Annotated in this window: 17 protein-coding genes; 11 read left to right on the forward strand and 6 right to left on the reverse strand. The window is 42.1% G+C overall.

All coding sequences use genetic code 11. The features are described from left to right. Nucleotides 1-31 precede the first annotated feature (31 nt). Nucleotides 32-1471 carry a sensor histidine kinase KdpD gene (locus LEP1GSC192_RS03160; RefSeq protein ID WP_232420942.1) on the reverse strand — a complete coding sequence of 480 codons (1440 nt, stop codon included), beginning with the start codon at nt 1469-1471 and terminating at the stop codon, nt 32-34. A 278-nt stretch (nt 1472-1749) separates the two neighbouring features. Here LEP1GSC192_RS03160 and LEP1GSC192_RS03165 point away from each other — a divergent pair, with 278 nt between their 5' ends. The 4 genes from LEP1GSC192_RS03165 (at nt 1750) to LEP1GSC192_RS03180 (ending at nt 5837) form a co-directional block, all read left to right on the forward strand. Further along, the gene (locus LEP1GSC192_RS03165; protein WP_020768489.1) at nt 1750-2295 is read left to right on the forward strand and encodes a hypothetical protein; all 546 of its coding nucleotides are present in this window, start codon (nt 1750-1752) and stop codon (nt 2293-2295) included. A 16-nt stretch (nt 2296-2311) separates the two neighbouring features. After that, nucleotides 2312-4534, forward strand: a complete 2223-nt coding sequence (locus tag LEP1GSC192_RS03170) for a membrane dipeptidase (protein WP_020768036.1) — start codon at nt 2312-2314, stop codon at nt 4532-4534. A 119-nt stretch (nt 4535-4653) separates the two neighbouring features. Next, on the forward strand, nt 4654-5133 hold the full coding sequence (locus tag LEP1GSC192_RS03175) for a hypothetical protein (RefSeq protein WP_020768167.1): 480 nt from the start codon (nt 4654-4656) through the stop codon (nt 5131-5133). An 86-nt stretch (nt 5134-5219) separates the two neighbouring features. Further along, the gene (locus LEP1GSC192_RS03180) at nt 5220-5837 is read left to right on the forward strand and encodes a hypothetical protein (protein WP_020768092.1); all 618 of its coding nucleotides are present in this window, start codon (nt 5220-5222) and stop codon (nt 5835-5837) included. Nucleotides 5838-5897: 60 nt separating this feature from the next. Here the strand turns inward: LEP1GSC192_RS03180 and LEP1GSC192_RS03185 are convergent, their stop codons facing one another. The 4 genes from LEP1GSC192_RS03185 to LEP1GSC192_RS03200 are packed head-to-tail and all read right to left on the reverse strand — an operon-like array spanning nt 5898 to nt 9096. Then, entirely contained in the window at nt 5898-6185 is a 288-nt protein-coding gene (locus tag LEP1GSC192_RS03185; RefSeq protein WP_020768301.1) for an exodeoxyribonuclease VII small subunit, read from the reverse strand. Then, nucleotides 6182-7459, reverse strand: a complete 1278-nt coding sequence (xseA, locus tag LEP1GSC192_RS03190) for an exodeoxyribonuclease VII large subunit (protein ID WP_020768500.1) — start codon at nt 7457-7459, stop codon at nt 6182-6184. The genes LEP1GSC192_RS03185 and xseA overlap by 4 nt, the downstream gene beginning before the upstream one ends. 6 nt (nt 7460-7465) lie before the next feature. Continuing rightward, nucleotides 7466-8578 (reverse strand): AI-2E family transporter, encoded by a 1113-nt coding sequence (locus tag LEP1GSC192_RS03195; RefSeq protein ID WP_020768370.1) that lies wholly within the window; start codon nt 8576-8578, stop codon nt 7466-7468. Continuing rightward, the gene (locus tag LEP1GSC192_RS03200; protein ID WP_020768171.1) at nt 8578-9096 is read right to left on the reverse strand and encodes a hypothetical protein; all 519 of its coding nucleotides are present in this window, start codon (nt 9094-9096) and stop codon (nt 8578-8580) included. Before LEP1GSC192_RS03200 ends, LEP1GSC192_RS03195 begins: the two co-directional genes overlap by 1 nt. A 47-nt stretch (nt 9097-9143) precedes the next feature. Between LEP1GSC192_RS03200 and LEP1GSC192_RS03205 the strand changes: the two genes are divergently transcribed. Beyond that, a complete protein-coding gene (locus LEP1GSC192_RS03205) occupies nt 9144-9788 on the forward strand; it encodes a DedA family protein (protein WP_020768379.1) in 645 nt (214 codons plus the stop codon). Here the strand turns inward: LEP1GSC192_RS03205 and LEP1GSC192_RS03210 are convergent. After that, nucleotides 9785-11326 carry a phosphatase domain-containing protein gene (locus LEP1GSC192_RS03210; RefSeq protein ID WP_020768174.1) on the reverse strand — a complete coding sequence of 514 codons (1542 nt, stop codon included), beginning with the start codon at nt 11324-11326 and terminating at the stop codon, nt 9785-9787. The genes LEP1GSC192_RS03205 and LEP1GSC192_RS03210 overlap by 4 nt on opposite strands. A 127-nt stretch (nt 11327-11453) precedes the next feature. Between LEP1GSC192_RS03210 and LEP1GSC192_RS03215 the strand changes: the two genes are divergently transcribed. From LEP1GSC192_RS03215 to hslU, 6 genes are read left to right on the forward strand one after another with little or no spacing between them, the layout of a single operon-like run. Continuing rightward, nucleotides 11454-11771: a Smr/MutS family protein gene (locus LEP1GSC192_RS03215; RefSeq protein ID WP_036088856.1), complete on the forward strand. Its 318-nt coding sequence runs from the start codon at nt 11454-11456 to the stop codon at nt 11769-11771. After that, complete coding sequence (gene cimA / locus LEP1GSC192_RS03220) at nt 11771-13321, forward strand: (R)-citramalate synthase CimA (RefSeq protein WP_020768465.1); 1551 nt, start codon at nt 11771-11773, stop codon at nt 13319-13321. Before LEP1GSC192_RS03215 ends, cimA begins: the two co-directional genes overlap by 1 nt. Beyond that, nucleotides 13309-13878 carry an aminoacyl-tRNA hydrolase gene (gene pth / locus LEP1GSC192_RS03225; protein ID WP_036088741.1) on the forward strand — a complete coding sequence of 190 codons (570 nt, stop codon included), beginning with the start codon at nt 13309-13311 and terminating at the stop codon, nt 13876-13878. Before cimA ends, pth begins: the two co-directional genes overlap by 13 nt. Before the next feature lie 49 nt (nt 13879-13927). After that, complete coding sequence (xerC, locus tag LEP1GSC192_RS03230) at nt 13928-14881, forward strand: tyrosine recombinase XerC (protein WP_020768402.1); 954 nt, start codon at nt 13928-13930, stop codon at nt 14879-14881. Next, nucleotides 14868-15407: an ATP-dependent protease subunit HslV gene (gene hslV / locus LEP1GSC192_RS03235; protein WP_085988901.1), complete on the forward strand. Its 540-nt coding sequence runs from the start codon at nt 14868-14870 to the stop codon at nt 15405-15407. Before xerC ends, hslV begins: the two co-directional genes overlap by 14 nt. 2 nt (nt 15408-15409) lie before the next feature. Further along, nucleotides 15410-16846: an ATP-dependent protease ATPase subunit HslU gene (hslU, locus tag LEP1GSC192_RS03240; RefSeq protein WP_020768247.1), complete on the forward strand. Its 1437-nt coding sequence runs from the start codon at nt 15410-15412 to the stop codon at nt 16844-16846. Nucleotides 16847-16889 lie beyond the last annotated feature (43 nt).

Here is a 16889-nt window from a genome sequence, read left to right on the forward strand (position 1 = left end):
TTAGCGATTTCTATAAAAAATTGTCAAAAGGTCAATCTGAAATTTTGGTTTTGGCAAATAGAAGTGTAAAGGTCGCACCTTGTCCCGGTTTACTTTCCAAACTGATCTTGGCTCCGAGTAGTTCCACTAGTCTATGAACTGCATAGAGACCTACACCTGTAGAAGGTTCGTTCCCGGTAGGTTTGGCGGAAAGACGAGTGAACCTGGAGAACAAAAGTTTTTTATCCTCGTCCGTGAATCCCTTTCCTTCATCTCTGATTTGGATCTGAACAAAGTCACCATTATCTTTTAACAGTTTAGAATGAATGAATATGGAACCGCCAATGGGAGAATATTTCACCGCATTCGAGACCAAATTATCCAAGATACTCGCGACCGCTTTTCTATCGGAACGGATTTTTAGGTCTTCTTTCTCGAACTGCGTGTGGAACCGGATCCGTTTTAAAGAAGCCTGGTAATCGAAGTTCTGGATCGTAGATCTTATATAAGAATTAATATTCAAAATATTATCATCTATTTTTATATTTTCGAAACCGGAAGCTGCAATCCCGACAAGATCATCGATATGACCTAATATTTTCCGAGAAGAACTTTCAATATCCGTAAGGATCTCTTTTTTTTCCTTCTCCGAAAACGATTTTAGATTTTTGCGCAGGATCGTACTGATGCTCATGATACCGGAAAGTGGACTTTTCAGATCATGGACTGCGATACTGATCATATCACTTTTATTCGTATCTTCTTCCCGTAATCTTTCATTCAAACGAATGATTCTCTGGGTTTTCAAATAGGTATTCGCCAAAGTTAAGAAAGACACACGATCGAAAATAAGGATCAAAAATAGCGTTACCAAAGGGTTTTGCAGAAGTACAGGCTCCCTATTCCCGCTGTAATAGATAAAAATATATAAGATCGCAAAATTGACGGCATACACGAAATACTTTGTTTGGTCCGGGAATCTAAACATGATTGCCACGCTGAACATGGCAGCGGAGAAAAGTGAGATCTCAGGAAGCCTAGGAAAAACCACGACTGTGATACAGGTCCCGGTTAGGGAAAGAAGAAATACTCCAATCCTACAAAGTAGTTTGATCCGACCCAAATCTGCCCTATGCAGACGACCCGAATTTAAAAGGACGTTCATTGTCAGAAACACGAAATAAAATACCAGATCGAATAGAACGAAAGAATTGTCCTTTGCATCCGAAAACGCATCTACCAGATCATACAACGCAAAGGGAAGAATGATGATAGGCAGAATGAGATAAACGTATCTGAGTACGATTAAAATTTCCAGGTATGCGTTTCGGGTAAAGATCGGAGCAAAATTTACGGAAGAAAGTATCTTTGCCTTTCTATACTGTCTGAGTGCAAAACGATAATTGAGCCCGAAAAAAAACCGAAATAGCGCCTGCATAATCCCAGATTGGATCTTTTCCTTTTTAAAAAACTCCCTTTTTTGCTTGGTCATTCGATTTAAGAAAACAAGTGAAAAAACTTTGTCAAAAAGATGAACAAAAAAAGCCATAAATTCCAGAAAAAAGAATGAACTCTTCTCCAAGAATACAAGCAATTATCATAGTACTGCGTGTTCTAGTTTATAATTTTATGACTTAAGTACCGATTTCTATTCTACTTTTGCTTTGCAAAAAATCCTAGAGCATGTTTCCAATTATTTATAATATTTTTCTAATAAATCATTACAAAGAATTTGCATAACGGAGCGAAATGTAATATACTGTTCGGCCGATGCCATCTAAGAAAAACGCATTACTGATCTCTTCCGCTTTTATTATAGTCGTTCTTATATTTATTTTTACTAAAAGCCAGACAGGAGCGACCCAATCCTCTTCCAAAAATGTTTTCTCGGAAGGGTTCTCTATGTTCTCCGGATTTATCGGTTTGGGAACTTCTTCTTCTCCTTATAACGAAGATAACGCGGTCGTATCTGCTTCTCTATTAAAGAGTGAAACTCCCGATAATCTATATTGGGTGGCCGTTGCTACTCCCCAAGACGCTGGAGAAAAAAAAGCACAGGAAGAACTTTTAGAACATTGGGCCACATTGTACGGAAAAATATACTCCGGAAAAGCGACCCGTAAAGAAATCGATGAATATTATACCTCCCAGATAAAACTCCAGGAGGACCAACTGGAACTATTGCGCTTAATGGAAGAAAGATATCCGGAGCGCCTTGATGATGAAAAACGCAGAATGATCCTTGCCGGTAAAGAACTATACGGCACAAAGCTGAAAAACGTAACCGAAGAATACAAAAGACAAATAAACAAGTAAGTAGGGAGAGATACGTATGAAAAGTCGGTCTTTTTTACGAGGGCCTGCGTTAGGCGTCGTATTCCTGGCTGTTTTTGCTACGAGTACGTCCGTTTTCGGCGATCCATATTGGGGAACATTTAAAAAGGATGGATGCAAATCCATTTTTCCGGGCAAACGCCAGTATTCCGCGATCCTTTACGGGATCCCATCAGGACAGAGTTGGGAAACAACCTGTGCGAATATGGGGGCGACCATTCTTGGCCAAACATTTACCAAACCTTCTCGTTGCGTAAATACGGGATTCAATATGTGGGGAGAATTCGATCTGATCGACGATTCTTGCGAAGCGAACTGGGCTGCACCGGACGAAGGCGGAATCTATAACTATACTCACAAGAATGACGGTTGTCAATCTTCCGGTACTTACGCAGGCAAAAGAAAGTATTCATCACGTTTATGGAATATAGTCGGTGTGAGTTGGGAAGAAGCCTGCTCTAAAATGCCGATTACCATCGCAGGGAAAACTTATACAACTCCTCATCGTTGTGTAAACACCGGGGGTGCCACAGGAATGTGGGGTGAATGGTATGTTGCGGATTCTAGTTGTGAAACTGCTCCACAAACTTATTCCAGAGGAGCGAACGATTCTCTCAAGAGAACCGGAACTCTGTCGGGCTACGTAGATCTTCATACTCACCCAATGGCACATTTAGGTTTTGGAGGAGTGATCTTCCACGGCTCTCCATTCGGAGCACCTGCAACCGCACTAGCGGATTGCCCTAGCGTTTCCGACGAAGGACATTCGGCCGGACACTCTAGGGTAGAGGCTATCGTAAAAGACGATATTATCGGAGCTTTACTAGGAACGGTTCGTCACGATAACCGAGGTTATAGCAGTTTCCCATATTGGCCGGCTAATAATAGTTACACTCACCAAACCATGTATTATGAATGGATCAAACGCGCTTATGAAGGCGGGATGAGAGCCATGGTAGTACTCGCAGTAAACGGCGACTATATGTTCGGAGCAACGGATAACGGACTCCCGGACATCATCAAAGGGATAGCGATAGCTACCGATCCGGTCTATGACTTGAACGATATGAACACCTTGCGCCGCCAGACCCAAGCTGTGTATGATATGCAAGCTTGGATCGATGAACAAAGTGGTGGTCCAGGACAAGGTTGGTTCCGTATCGTAAAAACCCCAGCGGAAGCGCAAACTGTGATCTCCGGCGGTAAACTCGCCGTGGTCTTAGGTGCAGAAGTAGATTATCTGGTAGATTGTACCGGAAGCAACTGTAACGATTCCATGATCATACAAGGTGTTCAGGAACTTTACGATCTCGGACTACGTTATGTGTTCCCGATCCACTTGAAAACAAACGGATTTGGCGGGGCGGGACTATATAATATCTTGGGAAGCGGGACAAAGTATGACTGTAAACATTACGGTCAAGATTGTAATACTGCTGGTCTAACCACTTACGGACAGAAGGTACTCAGAGAGTTGATGAAAAAAGGAATGATCATCGACGTGGGTCATATGTCCGCAAAATCCTTGGATGGAGCTCTTACCTTTGCCGAGCAACAGTCTTATCCCGGTATCGTAACGGGTCACACCGGTGTATACGATATGGCAAATAAGGGAAATCGACATGAGGCCAACCCGACAGGGGCAGCACTCAAACGTATCAGTACCTTGGGTGGAATGATCGGGCTAATTGTAGGACAAGGAAACCTGGAAGAGGTCAGTGAGTGGAGACAGAATAGCGACGGTTCTTATATCGCACACGCTTGCGGGGGAACTAGCCAGACATTCGCTCAGTCCTACCAATATCTCAAAAATCTAATAGGTGATCCTTCTTATGACGGTCGGATCGCTATCGGAACAGATTTTAACGGATTTGCTCATATGCCTGGCCCTCGTTATGGAACCCGTGCTTGCCCTGGCGGAACCTCCGTCATTGCACAACCGGAGGCTTCCAAAGTAGGATATCCATTCTCTCCGGATTCTTCCCTTAGATTAGCGGCAACTCTTGCTGCGAATCCTTCTATGGGAAAATACTCCTTCGGGAATCGTACATTCGACTTCAATACAGAAGGTGCGTCCCATATAGGGCTTATGCCTGACTTCTTTGAAGACTTGAGACAACAGGGCTTAAAACGTTCCGATCTGGAACCTGTCTATAGATCCGCCGACTTCTTCACTACTATGTGGCAGAATGCGGTCAATAGGAGCGGAAGTATCCAGTAATTAAAGAAAGGCCCGCCACCAAAGCGGGCCTTTTTGTATCTGTAGGTCCAAAATAAAAAGTTGGGTCCTTGGAACGAATAAAGAAGAATAGGTTCTAAGATACGAAGAGTTTATTTTTCATGCGGTTATTATTGGGCCCAAAAACTCTATTTTTTTCCTTCTTCCTCGTCTTTATTGTAGCTTGTTCCAATGGAGACACGGATTCCACAGATGACACTGCAGCAAGCCTTTTGTATTCCGCTTATGGAGCCAGTTTTACTCCTGTACCTATCGGCGGTTGTGCGGATTCCGCGGTCCCTTCTATCGTTACGGGAGGGTCGAATACTTTCTCCGGGGCCAGTTATTACTATTATTTCTATTCTTTTACCGGAAACGGCGCAACAAATACCTTCAACGTTAGTTTTACAAGTGGGGAAGCCGATCTATGGATCGGTGCGGAGAATGCTGTACTAATCCCAACGGATTTTAGTCAGGTAGAAGTTAGAAGTGAAAATATCGGAACCGAATCGTATTCCGCATTAAGTACCACAAACGGTTCTACCCGTTGTTTGGTCATTCCAGTCACGGATGCTGGGACAATTACCTTGTCCGTTCAATGAATTTGGGATCACAGTTTAATAAATAATTGACAATCGCTTTTGCAGCCTTATCTTTCCGTTCCCAGATCCATTAAGGAGCAAAACGGATGTCGACAGGCGAACCACTAAGTATAGTAGGTATCATTAAAAACAGCATTGAATTGGGCTTAAAAAACTTCATACCCCTATTTATTGCGTTTATTCTTTGGGTATTAACGGTTTGGATACCGTATTTGAACGTTGGAACATCGATCGGATTATTTGTCCTAATCCCGATCAAAATAGGAAAAGGAGAGTCCTTTTCACCTATGGATATCTTTAATAAAGAAAATAGAAAGTATATAGGTGAATTTTTTCTAACCGTGGGTTTTGTGATGCTTGGTTTTTATGCCGGAATACTTTTCTTTATTATTCCTGCATTTGTAATCGGCGTGGCATGGGGACAAGCTACTTTTCTACTTTTCGATAAGGGTCTCGATCCGATCCAAGCGATCAAAAAGAGCAATGAGATCACTTACGGTAAAAAATGGATTATCTTCTTAGGTTCATTAGCATTGGTGATCTGCTTAATTATAGCGGCTTTCATTCTTGGTTTTATCTCTGGACTTATAAGCGAATACTTAACGTATTTAATACTTTTCGTGATCTATGTAACCTTCTTTCCGATCGTTATTGCGTCTCACGGATACATTTATAATACTCTTATAAAAGAAGCAGGATTATAATTTATACAAAAAAGGCGCCGAACTTAGGCGCCTTTTTTTCTTATAAAAAATTCCAAGATCTTAAAACAATTCATCATCGTCCGACGGAGGAGACGCCGCTCTGGAAGAAGATTCCGATTTAGGACTTGCGGTCTTTTTTTGGGTTTCTCCGCTTCCCGATTTGGAAAGATATTCTATTTTTCCTTCCGCTTCCGCGAGAATGGCCTGGCAAAGGATCTTAAGTTCCATTCCTCTTTCATAAGATTTGATGGATTCTTCCAGGGTCAATTGTCCTCTTTCCAAATTCTCCGCAATCTGCTCTAATTCGGTTAGGGCCTGTTCAAAACTGATTTCCGTTTTTTTGCTCATTTTATTTCACCTTGGTAAGAAACCCGAATCCTACCTTCCGCCAATATGACCTCTAGTTCTTCCTCTTTCTCCAATTGAACCGGAGATGTAACGACTTTTTTTCCTTTCTTACGAACCACGGAATATCCTCTTTTTAAGGTTCCCAAAGGAGAAAATCCATCCAGCTTTCCGGATAATAGTTGGAACTCCTTCTTCTTTCTTTCCAACTGGGATTTAAAGGAAGTAAGAAGTCCATTCGATACCGGACTAAATTTATTCTGGGCGCCCATCAAATAGTTTTTTCCCAATAGATGGATCCTGGAATTGATCTCATCCAATTGAAGGATTCGATCGTTCAGCATGGATCTAGGATCTAAAAATGCCTTTTTATTCGTAAGTATTCGAAGCTTTTCTTTCAAATTGCCCGCCTGATTTTTTAAAGCGGTTTTGAGTCGAACTTCGAATTCTGCAAGTCCCGACTCCACTAGTTCCATTTCGGGCACAGCCATTTCTGCAGCCGCTGTAGGGGTAGGTGCAAAATGGTCCGCTGCCAGATCGGAAAGAACGGAATCTATCTGGTGACCCACTGCGGAAATAATAGGAACTCTACTCCCGGCAAATGTAAGTACCACTTTTTCGTCGTTAAACGCCATTAAGTCTTCCGTACTTCCGCCGCCCCGACCTGCAATGATCAAATCCACATCCCACTTAGGATCGTTTAAAAGATTGATCGCGGAAATAATGGACTCAGGTGCTCCGTCTCCTTGCACAAGACAAGGAGAGATTAGAATATCTATATTAGGAAATCTTTGTTTAGATATACGGATAATATCTTCGATTGCCGCCCCAGTCGGAGAGGTAGCCACTCCGATCCTCCAAGGAAATGCGGGAAGTTTTCGTTTTCTTTCCGGATCGAATACACCCTGGGCGGCGAGTTTTCTTTTTAATTCTTCTATCTGGAGGAGAAGATCGCCTTGACCCAATTCTTCTACTTTAGAAATATTTAAATTATACTGACCCCTAGGTTCGTAAACGGAAATTCCTCCGAACGCTTTGATCTCCATTCCGTTCTCTAGAGGTTTCCCTTTATATCTTCCGTTGCTATAAGAAAAAAACGTACAAGCGATCAGGGACTTAGCGTCTTTTAAGTTAAAATAAATATGACCTTGGTGGGACTTAGAATAATTTGAGATCTCTCCTTGGATCCAGATATTTCGGAGAATATCCGGCCCCGTCAGAAGTTGTTTAACGATAGAATTAATCTCTGAAACTGAGTATGTTTTTGTTTCTTCCATCAGAAATTAACTGGCGAAAAAGTCTTTTCTATATAATTTCCAGAAATCCCAAAGGATCACAACCATAGTAACCGCAACCGGTCCAAGAACCAATCCCATGATCCCAAACTCTTGGATCCCTCCAATCAAGGACAAAAATATCAACAAAGGATGTATCCTAAGTTTTTTGTCCAGCATCTTAGGTTTTACAACATTTTCCAGAACGATATACAAGGTTAGACCCATTACCATAAATAAGCTAGCACCTATGATATTATTCTCTATGAACATTAAATAAAGTCCGATCGGCAACCAAACCACCGAAGTTCCGATCACAGGGATCAAAGAGAAAAATGCCGCAAGACTCGCATATAAGAATGGGTTGGAAATTTTTGCGAATAAAAGAAGAATATAAACGCCTGCACCTTGCATAATGGAGACAATTAGATTTCCTTTAAATACGGTCTGTACAGCCGAAGCGACCTTCCTTCCCACTTGTTCTTCCACCTCGGTGGAGAAAGGCAGATTGTCCAAAATGAATCTTTCGATCTTTCTTCCGTCTTGGTAAAAAAAGAACAAAAGTAAAAGTGAGAAGAATAGATTCATGATGATCCCGGCGGGAAGATCGATGGAACCTAGAATAAAAGAAGAAGCGTTACTTAAAACTGCATATAAACTATCCAAGTTTAGGATATCGATATAATTCTTAGCAAACTCTCCGTAAATTTCAGGAAGTTTTACCCAAAAAAAAGGATTATCCGTAAAAAGATCGGTGAGAATATTCAAGCTCATGATCGTATCTATGATCTTATCTTCCGAAAGAGAGATACGGATCTTAAATAGAATGGAGAGAGATTCTTCGATCAGAGTACGGATCATAAAATAAGAAGGTAAAATTACGATCATACAAACCGAGCCGATCATGATCCAAGGAGCCAATGGTTCGAACCTGGGACCTACTAATCTTCTTAATTGTTTGTATTGTTTTCGTGTGGCTAAGTATAAGATCAAAGCGACAAGAGCGGAATAAAAATAGGGCCTTAAAACGACAAAAAGTAACATTCCAGTCCCTATGCAGAATATTCCGAGGACCAGATTAAAAAGTTTTCGGTTGGTTTCCTGTCCTTCTTTCGGGGACATCAAAATCCTCCGTTCGTGGTTTTCTGGAATAATTTTACGATACTTCCTTTTTCGTCCGAATGGATGGTGATCGCTAAAATTTTATGCCGAAGAACATCCACCAAATATAAACTTTTCTCCTCCGATTTTTGGCTCTGTAAAATTTTATGACCGAAACTGGAGATCAAATATTCGTAATATCTCTCCATCGTAGTTTTTGGAAGAGTAGTTTTAAAAACTACAACTGCTTCCTTATTTTCCAGGAGACGATCCGCTTTCAATTCGGTAAAAAACAATACTTCCGAATCGTCCGGAACAAAATTGCTCGGAATGGAAGAAGGGGCCTTGTAAGGTTTTTCTACGATAGTGAGTTGATTATGCCTAAAAATTTTAGGTCTGTCCCTGACCTTTTTGACCTTTACCGGGTCCGGACTCATCAAATCGGGCAATTTTGGTTCCTGAGAAAAAAGAGAAACATTCCCGATCAGTAAAAAGATCAGAACCGAACCGAGGACTTGCGAGAAACTACGGCCTTCCACGAAATTTAGTTGAATCTAACGCTTCCCCCTTGACAATCCTTTTCTAGATGCAATTCGCCGGATTCGATTTTTATATCCAAACACTATTGGATTGGGTATCCGGTCTGCCAAGTGCCTTGGTCTGGTTTTTTTTCGCATTTTCCAATTTTACCGAAAACGTTTTCCCTCCTTGGCCGGGAGATACTGTGACTGCATTCGGAGGATTTTTACTCGCGAGAGGTGCTTTAAGTTTTTGGGAGTTGGTTTCAAGCACTTTGGTTGGAAACCTTGCAGGCGCCTGGGTCATGTATGCATTCGGCCACAAACTATTGGAATGGCTGAAGAATAAAAATTTCCCGTTCAAATCGGAACTCTACAACGAAGAATCTATTCAAAAGACCTTGGATTGGTTTTCCAGGAATGGGGTAGTCGTAGTTCTCTTTTCCAGATTCTCCGCAGGAATTCGATTTTTTGTTTCTATCGTAGCAGGGATGGTGGATATGAAACCGATTTGGTTTTTTTCCGCATTTACCTTAGCAGTTACGATATGGTGCGGGATACTGATCTATGGCGGATTTTATTTAGGTTCTCATTGGGAGAAGGTGCTGGAATTTTTAGCTCTGTATAATAAAATTTTTACCACATTCTTCGTAACCGCGGTTCTTGGCTTTATCATCTACAAAAAGGTTTTTGAAAAACGAAAACAAGCCTAGGCTTCCAAAACTTCTTTTAAAGTTTTGACGAACTTTTTATGAATTGGACCCGTTTCCTTAGGAAGTTCCAATTTTTTAGCGAGTTCCAATAGAACATTCGGTTCTATCACTTTTCCTTCGAACCATTGTCCGGCCATATCTCCCGAAATTTTTAGAACGGAAGATAGATCTAAAATTTCCCTTTCCACCATCACAAGTGCAAAACCTAAGGCCCCGTCCGTAGGGATATAAGGTGCAATCCCTTCCATTTTCCAAGGATCTATTCCTGTTGGAAGAGCGCTTCTCACATTCCATTTCATTTCTTCGGAAGGAGGTCCAAGTTCCGTTTTATTGATCAGTACTAATTGTACAGGATTAATAAATCCATGTATTCTATGATTTTCTTCTGCGAGTTCTCTGATGAGCTTAGCGTTATCTCTTGTAATTGCATCTCTTCCTAAAAAATTCAATTTATAGAGATAATCTTCCAGCTCTTTCCCTTGTAGGGCTCCCGTCAAAATGAACTGATATAAAATAAAGATCAAATAGTCGCTTTCCGTATTGTCCCCAAGTAAGATCTCCTTGGAGTTTGTCGGAAGATAGATCCTGTCTCGAAGAAGGATCGTAAGCTTATACGCCAATTGATCGAATAAACTTTGGAAAGAAGAGCCTGCAAATTTACGGACCCTCTCCAAAGCACCCCAAAGGCCTTCCGTTAAAAATCTAGTAGGGTGGGAAAGAGTATCCCAAAATTTATCCACCATTCCTTTCAAAGTACCTTCTAGATACTTTAAGTGAAGCGATTCCGTTTTAACACCTTGTGTTCTGAATGTGGAAAGTAGGGTCCTTCTAAAAAAATGGGGACTCGCAGAAATAAAACAAAGAGGAGAATCCGATGTGGCCTCTCTCAATTCTTTGAATAAGGTAGGCATCCCCGGTAAAGGTAACTTCTGCTCCGGTGTTTCGAATAATGTGGAAATTTTTCCCTTATTGGAATGAATATCCGTAGCCAGATAGGTCTGGTCGATATCGGAAGTCGTTACGATCCCCGTGTATTCTTCCGCTAAAATACGCAATGCTCCCATTCCTATCAGGCTTTGAGAGACTAATTCGTGTTTGCCGGGAGTGTTTAAATAAGCCAGATCTTTTCCGAATTGTCTATAAGAGTCCGGTTTTAAGAAATGAATATGAAAGATATAGTTTCCTGGAGCTAATGGAAACGTAAATTCATGGAAAAAAAATCCACTTTCATCCCCTCTGATCTCAGGAGAACGATGTAAAACTTTACCGGACCCATCCACAATTTCCGCTACAAGGATAGGTTTACGCACTGATTCGAGTCCGTAGTCTAAAAACGGGGTGATCTCTTTTTCTTGTCCTTGGAATAAGCCGGTAAGAAGGTCCCATTTTTTAGGATCCGTCATTTCTTCGCTGATAGCGATATCTACCACTTGGCCTCGGATATAATAACGGTTCTCTCTTCCGAGAGTTCCTCCGCAGATTGCTGCCCTACGTTTTTCCGTATTCTTGGAAATTTTGCGTTCTGTTTCTTCCGTCACAAGCTTTGCAGGATTCCTTTTTTACATTTCGGGAAAGGAAAACTCTACCATGGGGGTTCTAAAGGGAAAGCAAAAATCCAATTTCTTTGTTTTCGAGAGAAAAGGTCCGCCTAGGATGGTCCTCAAGATGTCGAGGGGGAAACATTCGGATCAGAGCCGGAAAGGTCCCAAGTCGATTTATATCCGGAAAATGAGATATGAAGAGGCATATCGGCTCTTGGACCGGGAAATCCAAGCCGCATTCATGAAGGGAGAAACCCTGGTAGAAGTTGTACATGGGATAGGCGAGGGAGTTTTGAAAAAAATGACCGAAGATTATATCCGAGAACATTCTTTTCTAAAAATTTTAGAGGATGGCGGCCTTCACCTGGCAAATAATCCGGGTTCCACACTTGTGGAGATTATGGGTCCATCTTCGGAAGATCTAAAAAAATACTTAAAATAATGGGAACTACAAGACCTAAAGTCCAAATCCTGGATGTGACTCTCAGAGACGGAGAGCAGACCAGAGGTGTAAGTTTCTCAGCTTCTGAAAAACTCAATATCGCAAAATTTCTATTACAAAATCTGAAAGTAGATAGAGTCGAGATCGCATCCGCTCGGGTCTCTCAAGGAGAATTGGAAAGTGTCCGCGGGATCATGTCCTGGGCAGCTTCCGAAGGTTTGGAAAAACGGATCGAAATTCTAGGATTTGTGGATTCCCACAAAAGTGTGGATTGGATCCTGGCTTCCGGGGCCAAAACCTTAAATCTGCTCACAAAAGGTTCTCTAAAACATCTCCAAGGGCAGCTCAAAAAAACTCCCAAAGAACATTTTGAAGAAGTATCCGAAACCATCCAGTACGCCAAGAAGAACGGACTGGAAGTGAATGTTTATTTGGAAGATTGGTCCAACGGATATTTAAATAGTAAAGAATATGTTTTGGATTTTGTTTCTCATCTTTCCAAAGAACCTTTAGGCAAAATTTTCCTGCCGGATACATTGGGAGTTCTTTCGCCGGACGAAACATTCTCCGGTATTTCTCTTCTTACCCAAAAACACCCCGAATTACATTTCGAATTCCACGGACATAACGATTACGATCTTTCCGTAGCAAACTGTTTGTTTGCAGTCAAAGCGGGAGCAAAAGGTGTACACGTTAGCGTAAACGGCTTGGGAGAAAGAGCCGGAAATTCCCCACTCGAGGCGGTAATCACCGCACTCCATGACAAGGCTGGCGTTCTCACAGATGTGGATGAAAAAGCGATCTCCGAAGCAAGCCGCCTTGTGGAAGTATTCAGCGGCAAAAGGATCTCTGCCAATCGCCCGGTAGTGGGAGAAGATGTATTCACTCAAACGGCAGGAGTTCATGCAGACGGAGATAAAAAAGGCAATCTATACGCAAATCCAATTCTACCGGAACGTTTTGGCAGAAAAAGAAGTTACGCCCTAGGCAAACTCGCAGGAAAAGCAAGCATCTCGGAAAACCTAAAACAACTTGGACTTGTACTTTCTCCCGAGATCGAAAAGAAGGTCCTAGAAAAAGTAATAGAGCTCGGAGACCAAAACAAGAACATCACGCCGGAAGATCTTCCGTTTATTATCGCGGACGTCTCCGGAAATTCCAGCGTGCAAGCGATCAAGATTACGGGATGTAAGATCAATTCCGGTATCGGGATCCGGCCGAAGGCGATCGTAGAATTAGAACTTCATGGTAACAGATATTCGGAAGAAGGAGAAGGCGACGGAGGTTACGACGCTTTCATGTCCGCGCTGACAAGCATCGCTTCCAAAGCAGGACTTTCTATTCCTAGACTTGTCGACTATGAGGTCCGTATTCCTCCGGGAGGAAAAACGGATGCGCTCGTGGAAACAATGATTACCTGGAACAAAACCCAAGAAAATCATGAAGAAGAAAATTTCAAGACTATGGGGATCCATTGCGACCAAACAGTAGCTGCAGTTTTAGCTACAGAAAAAATGCTGAACTTAATTCTTCCTGCATGGCAAACTTAAAACTGATGATCGTCGGCCTGGGCAACCCCGGTCCAAAATACGAAAAAAACCGTCATAATATCGGCTTTCTGGTCTTGGACGATCTTGTCAAAGATTGGGGAGTGGAGTTGAACCATTCTTCCAAAGAAGCAAAAGGGAAATTGGACAGGGACGGAGTCTCTTTCTATTTCCTAAAACCGCTTGAATATATGAATCTTTCCGGAAGAGCAGTCTCGGAACTTTCCCGCAAAAACGGGATCCCCCCCGAAAATATTCTTGTGATTCATGACGAAGTAGATTTTCCGTTCTCCAAACTCAAATTTAAACAGAGCGGTGGAAATGGTGGTCATAACGGGATCAAGGATATCTCCGAAAAACTAGGCTCGCCCGATTTTTTTCGACTCAGATTCGGAGTGGGAAAACCCGGAGACAGCGCTCTTACGCCTGGACATGTTCTATCCAATTTCAACCAGGAAGAAATGAGTAAATTACCCGAATTATTCGACCAGGCTAAACAAAAAATCAAAGATTGGGTCCGGGAAAGACAGATCATTTTTTCGAAAGCCACCGATAAATAAACTATCCCGGACGGATATACGCTCCGGGGATTTTTATCCGGAGAAACCTGTGAGCGAATACGCGGTCAAACTTCCCCAATTTCCTTCCGAAATCCTGAATTCTGCCGCTTCCCGTTTTTATGAATATTTGAGAGTGGAAAAAAATTATTCCCAAAACACTCTCAACGCTTATCTACTGGATCTGAAATCATTCTTCGAATTCTGCCTACAGGAGCAGATAGAGATTTACCAATTGGAATCGGTAGATGTTCGTTCTTATTTTGCATTCCTTTCCAAAAATCAAGGATTGGATAGACGGACCCAGAGCCGAAAACTCTCCAGTCTTAGGACATTCTACAAAGTATTATTAAAAGATAATTTGGTTCCCGGAAACCCGATCCTTTCCGTTAACTTCCCGAAAACCAGAAAGCAGGTCCCGAAAAATTTCAGAATAGAAGAAACGGAGAGTATTTTAGATTACGAATACGAAAATGAGAATGCATCCGAAATATTAAATATCAGAGACAAAGCGATCTTAGAAGTATTATATTCTTCCGGACTCAGGGTTTTCGAGTTAGTCGACGCGACTTTGGTTCAATTATCTGCGGATCATTCGATCTTAAAAGTTCTGGGTAAAAGAAGAAAAGAAAGGTACGTATATTTAGGAAAAGAAGCCATCCAAAGTTTAAATGAATACTTGGATGTACGTCCTAGATTCCGACCCAGATCCGATGAAATTTTTCTGAACCAAAAGGGAAATAAACTGACGACCAGAGGGGTTCGTTATATTTTGAACGAGAGAAGGAAACGAATGGGATGGGACAAACCCATTACCCCCCATAAATTCCGTCATACGTTCGCAACGGACTTACTCGATGCCGGCGCAGATATCCGCGCAGTCCAAGAGCTTTTGGGGCATTCCTCTCTATCCACCACCCAGGTTTACCTGAGCGTGAGTAAGGAAAAGATCAAAGAGGTCTACCGAAAGGCTCACCCACATGCAAGACTCGATAAATCCAAATAAAATACATGCAACTACGATACTCTGCGTTCGCAGAGGAGAAAAGGTAGCAATCGCAGGCGACGGACAGGTTTCATTCGGGAACACCGTCATGAAAAATACGGCCAGAAAAGTCCGTAAACTTTACTCGGACAAAATTGTATCGGGGTTCGCAGGTTCCGCTGCGGATGCATTCACCTTATTCGAACTTTTCGAAAAAAAAATACACGAGTTCGGAGGAAGTCTTTCCAGATCCGCGGTCGAACTAGCCAGAGAATGGAGATCCGACAGAGCGTTACGAAGATTAGAGGCGATGCTTATCGTAGCGGATAAGGACGAATCATTTTTAGTTTCCGGAACGGGAGATGTAATTTCCCCGGACGACGGAATTTTGGCAATCGGTTCCGGAGGGAATTTTGCACTCTCCGCAGCCAGAGCATTGTACAATCATACAAATTTGGAACCTTCTCAAATAGTAAAAGAAGCCATGAATATAGCCGCAGATATTTGTATATATACAAATCATAATATAGTAGTAGAGGAAATCTGACAATGAGCGAATTTCTTCCCCAAAGCAATGAATCCAAATTAGGGGATGACGAACTCACTCCCAGGCAGATCGTTTCCAAACTAGACGAACACATCATCGGCCAAAAAAACGCCAAAAAAGCGGTGGCAATCGCTCTTCGCAATCGTACGAGACGCAGAAAATTAGATCCTGAACTAAGAGAAGAAATTTATCCTAAAAACATCATCATGATCGGTCCGACAGGAGTCGGAAAAACGGAAATCGCAAGAAGACTTTCCAAACTCTGCGGTGCACCTTTTCTAAAGGTAGAAAGTACTAAATTTACGGAAGTAGGTTACGTTGGCCGAGACGTGGAAAGTATTATCCGAGATCTGGCAATGGTTTCCCTAAACCTAGTCAAACAAGAATTCAGAAAAGAAGTCGAAGCAAAAGCTAAGGAAAGAGCCGAAGAAGCGCTGTTGGATATCCTACTTCCATTCCCTGCCAAAACTTCCATTGCAGATCCTCATCCTCCTTCCATAGGATTTTCCACTAACGAAGCGGACGAAGAAAGAGAGAAAAGATTTTTAGAGACCAGAGAGACAATGAGAAAGAAGCTCAAATCTGGGAAACTAAACGAACAAATTATTGAGCTGGATATTCCTCAGGCCGGACCACAAGGACTTCCTATGCTTCAAGTATTCGGTGCAGGAAATATGGAAGACTTGGACAATCATATCCAAAATGTTTTGGGCGATCTAATGCCTAAAAAGCAAAAGAAAAGAAAGTTACCGATTCCCGAAGCGCTCAAAGTTTTAGAGGAAGCGGAAGCGGAAAAACTTTTAGATCCCGACAAAGTGCAAAGAGAAGCCCAAAAACGAGTGGAAGAAATGGGCATCGTCTTCTTAGACGAGATCGACAAGATCGCAAGCAGAGAAGGAAGAGCGGGTGCGGACGTTTCTAGAGAAGGAGTACAAAGAGACTTACTTCCGATCGTAGAAGGTGCCACAGTAAACACGAAGATTGGTCCGATCGTAACGGATCATATACTCTTTATCGCAGCCGGTGCATTCCATATGTCCAAACCATCCGATCTTATTCCTGAATTGCAGGGACGTTTTCCGATCCGAGTAGAGCTGGAAAAATTATCCATGGAAGATTTCGAAAAGATCTTAACGGCGCCTAGATCCTCTCTAGTAAAACAATACCAAGCCTTACTCGAAACCGATGGGATCAAAATAGAATTTGCCCCGGACGGGATCCAAGAGATCGCAAAGATCGCCTATGATATGAACGAAAAACATGAAAACATAGGTGCACGAAGACTGAATACGATCATGGAAAGACTTTTAGAAGACCTAAGTTTTGAAGGCCCTGATCTACCGGAAGAGAAAAGAAAACTAACCATCAACAAAGCGGCAGTCGAGTCCAAACTGAAAGGAATTATAGAAGATAAGGACTTAAGTCGTTATATTTTGTAAGTTTTCAGTTTCGCACGGAGCTCACAGAGAGCACCGAGTAAAC

The sequence above is a fragment of the Leptospira sp. B5-022 genome (genome assembly GCF_000347035.1).
In the GTDB taxonomy this organism is placed as follows: Bacteria; Spirochaetota; Leptospiria; order Leptospirales; family Leptospiraceae; genus Leptospira_B; species Leptospira_B cinconiae.

Excerpts from the sequence above, each read along its gene's own strand:
- LEP1GSC192_RS03160 (WP_232420942.1), bottom strand. The coding sequence starts at position 1,471 with ATGACCAAGCAAAAAAGGGAGTTTTTTAAAAAGGAAAAGATCCAATCT.
- LEP1GSC192_RS03165 (WP_020768489.1), top strand. The coding sequence starts at position 1,750 with ATGCCATCTAAGAAAAACGCATTACTGATCTCTTCCGCTTTTATTATA.
- LEP1GSC192_RS03170 (WP_020768036.1), top strand. The coding sequence starts at position 2,312 with ATGAAAAGTCGGTCTTTTTTACGAGGGCCTGCGTTAGGCGTCGTATTC.
- LEP1GSC192_RS03175 (WP_020768167.1), top strand. The coding sequence starts at position 4,654 with ATGCGGTTATTATTGGGCCCAAAAACTCTATTTTTTTCCTTCTTCCTC.
- LEP1GSC192_RS03180 (WP_020768092.1), top strand. The coding sequence starts at position 5,220 with ATGTCGACAGGCGAACCACTAAGTATAGTAGGTATCATTAAAAACAGC.
- LEP1GSC192_RS03185 (WP_020768301.1), bottom strand. The coding sequence starts at position 6,185 with ATGAGCAAAAAAACGGAAATCAGTTTTGAACAGGCCCTAACCGAATTA.
- xseA (WP_020768500.1), bottom strand. The coding sequence starts at position 7,459 with ATGGAAGAAACAAAAACATACTCAGTTTCAGAGATTAATTCTATCGTT.
- LEP1GSC192_RS03195 (WP_020768370.1), bottom strand. The coding sequence starts at position 8,578 with ATGTCCCCGAAAGAAGGACAGGAAACCAACCGAAAACTTTTTAATCTG.
- LEP1GSC192_RS03205 (WP_020768379.1), top strand. The coding sequence starts at position 9,144 with ATGCAATTCGCCGGATTCGATTTTTATATCCAAACACTATTGGATTGG.
- LEP1GSC192_RS03215 (WP_036088856.1), top strand. The coding sequence starts at position 11,454 with ATGTCGAGGGGGAAACATTCGGATCAGAGCCGGAAAGGTCCCAAGTCG.
- cimA (WP_020768465.1), top strand. The coding sequence starts at position 11,771 with ATGGGAACTACAAGACCTAAAGTCCAAATCCTGGATGTGACTCTCAGA.
- pth (WP_036088741.1), top strand. The coding sequence starts at position 13,309 with ATGGCAAACTTAAAACTGATGATCGTCGGCCTGGGCAACCCCGGTCCA.
- hslU (WP_020768247.1), top strand. The coding sequence starts at position 15,410 with ATGAGCGAATTTCTTCCCCAAAGCAATGAATCCAAATTAGGGGATGAC.